The organism is Marinagarivorans sp. (assembly GCF_982758155.1).
On sequence record NZ_CEXWTU010000415.1, the window covers coordinates 1 to 2,023 of the forward strand.

At 43.2% G+C, this 2,023-nt stretch carries 2 protein-coding genes; both read right to left on the minus strand.

Annotated features, from left to right (window positions below; all coding sequences use genetic code 11):
• Positions 1 to 428: 428 nt before the first annotated feature.
• Positions 429 to 1,220 (minus strand): LVIVD repeat-containing protein, encoded by a 792-nt coding sequence (locus AC3A8L_RS21555; RefSeq protein ID WP_487964335.1) that lies wholly within the window; start codon positions 1,218 to 1,220, stop codon positions 429 to 431.
• Positions 1,217 to 1,798 (minus strand): hypothetical protein, encoded by a 582-nt coding sequence (locus tag AC3A8L_RS21560; RefSeq protein ID WP_487964336.1) that lies wholly within the window; start codon positions 1,796 to 1,798, stop codon positions 1,217 to 1,219. The genes AC3A8L_RS21555 and AC3A8L_RS21560 overlap by 4 nt, the downstream gene beginning before the upstream one ends.
• Positions 1,799 to 2,023 lie beyond the last annotated feature (225 nt).

Sequence of the window (2,023 nt, forward strand, 5' to 3'; positions counted from 1 at the left end):
TCATTAGGGTAACGCATGGAGCAGTTACCGAGGCATGTAACGCTTTGGGCAACGCTGCTGAGGAAGCAGGAGGCAGGAGGCAGGAGGCAGGAGGCAAGTATTATTGGATAAAGTATTTTTTCCTCGGCCCTTATCCGATCTGGTTGATTTTGGGCTTAGCTTGCTCAGTCCGAAATCAACCAGACATACGATTTATCCGTCTCAGCCATAACTCGCGCTAGCGGTATTGCTGCATGATAAAACAGCGGTTTCTGACATATATCCGGCTACAGGCATAATTGCCGAGCCTTGGTGAGATTAGAGTCCCCAACTACCTTTGCATCCACTAGGCCATTTAAAATGGCCGGTGTCCCGATCAGGCTCCAGCTGGGGATAAACCGTTTTATTTCATTTCATCACTGCTTTTTACCGTTGCTACAGGTTGGGACTTAATTCAATCCCTCTTCTGCAGGCTCGCCCACATCCCCCACCGGTATTGAGCTTAGCAATTCCAAATACTGAGACGTTGCTGTAAATTGATAAATACCATCACTCGCAGTGGCAATTAAAACACCATCGTTATAAATCAAATCAAAGCAGTTAATATCAGAGTAAGAAACCGCCTCAGATACCGCCAGAGGATCATCCACATTTAAAAGGGTTAAACCAAAGGCTTCTTCACAAACAGCAAGATGTGTATCAGTTTTAGCCAGACCGTAGGGGTTTGTCATGGTAAAAGTATTAATTAATTCCGGAAATTCTGGATCAGACATATCCACTATTTCTAATCGATTAGCGCCCACTAGCCGACAGCGGTCACTGAAGCCACTGCGCAATGTAATATAACCAATATCATCCTCAACAATAATGGGATCACACGCACGCATATGCTCATAAGTAGATGCTCGGACGGGGTTGACTGGATCTTCAAGGTTGAATATTTCAACGCCATTGGCTCCGCCAATATAAAGATAATCATTACTGATAAAAAGAGTTTCGGGCGAATCAAGCGGTGTCGCCTTTCTGATTTCTGGAGGCGTCGTGTCTAAATCAATAACTTTAAGCAGGCTGTTATCTAACACATAAGCCACATTACCGTAGGGTAAAATTGTCGCGGTTGAACCTGCGTTAGATTGTCCTCCGGCATTACCGGTGGAATCACTGGCCGCTCCAGCGCAAGCACCAAGGCACAGTGCCATATAAATGGGAGCTAGTAATTTTATCGGCGTTAAAATTTTCATGGCTGCACCTCCACTTCTCCGCAACCTTCTTTGGGTACGGTATGTTGTTCAATACCTACAACAACAAATTTTTTTGTATCGACATAAAATTGAGCTAAAGAAAACCAACCATATCGATATGAATCAGATGTAAAAATATCTTCGCTTCGACTCACTTCGTGGATATTATCAAGATCACTCATATCTATCTGCACTAAATCTATATAAGACGTCGCATGAACAATATCGTCACGAACAAAAAAATCGGTATTGCCCGGAACCTTAATCAAGCCCAATGGCTGAGGTAATTCAGGTTGAATATTGTCGAAAATATGGATGCCGATATTAGGCTCATTAATTAGCAGATAGTCGTTATAAACAACAATTTTTCCGTTTTTTTGAATTGTCTGACTTTCCATAAACTGCACTTGCATGCGCAACTCTTCTTTAGAAGCGACAATAGGCTTATCAACGGGCCCGGGGCAATAAGGACCTTCGAGGTACTCCGGTGGAGCACACCCAGAAAGGTATGAACATAGAATACCAATGCCGATGAATTTTACGTACTGAACGCGTGTGTTTTTAGTAAATACTGTCATGCTCCATCTTCCCGTGTTGGCTGGACGTAGCAATTATGAGCAGAGAACACATTAAGGTATATACGTAATTGTACGTAATATATTGATTGTACTGCGATTACATGATCGAAAAACGTAAGGGTTCACGCTTGGGGCGTGCACGGAATAAGTTGCTGGTATTTGGGTTTGTGGGTGCTTGCTTGGCAAGGCGAAAATATGGCGTAATAGCCGGCTATTGCAAATATT